Genomic DNA, 559 nt, shown 5'->3' with positions numbered 1-559 from the left:
GCCATCGCGCAGCTGGTTCACGAACGATTGTGGCATCGAATCCAGATACCGCTGCGTGTATTCCGAAGCCGCGTGCAGGAACTGCTGCGTAGCCTGACTCGTTACCACTTCGACCTGTGGGTCGATACAGAAGAACGGCGATGGCAGAACGTTGCAGGACAACGCATCATGGATCAGCGTGTCCATGAACTGACGCGAACGCGGATCGAACACCATAGACCCACAGAAGAAGCCGTCCACAAGGTAAGCTGTACTAATCAACGGCAGCATTTGCCGGATATTGAGCCGAGCCAGCGTGTCGTGGAACGGTTGGAGTTCAGCTTCGGTCAGACCGCGTAGCTCCCAGTCGGAGAACGGAAAGCTCGAATGAATGTCCAAGGCAGAGCCCGCAGTGCTATCGAACAGATACATGTCGCGATAGAACAGCTTGAGCGTGCTGGTGTCAATCAGACTCGGGTCTGCTGGGAGAATACCGGTCATCATGTACTGGTAGTTCGACGACCAGAAGCCATTGACCGACATCGAGGGACCCCCTCCTATGCTGCCCATACTGCCACCC

1 protein-coding gene is annotated in these 559 nt (G+C 55.8%); it reads right to left on the bottom strand.

Annotated elements, in window-relative coordinates; translation table 11 throughout:
* Window positions 1-522 (bottom strand): hypothetical protein (locus AC1RPU_RS07760; RefSeq protein ID WP_481769606.1); only part of this gene is annotated, 522 nt, incomplete at its 3' end.
* Between the last annotated feature and the right edge of the window lie 37 nt (window positions 523-559).

It is taken from the genome of Dellaglioa sp. CoH-55-MRSF-7 (assembly GCF_056782235.1).
This window is presented reverse-complemented; position numbering and strand designations above follow the sequence as displayed.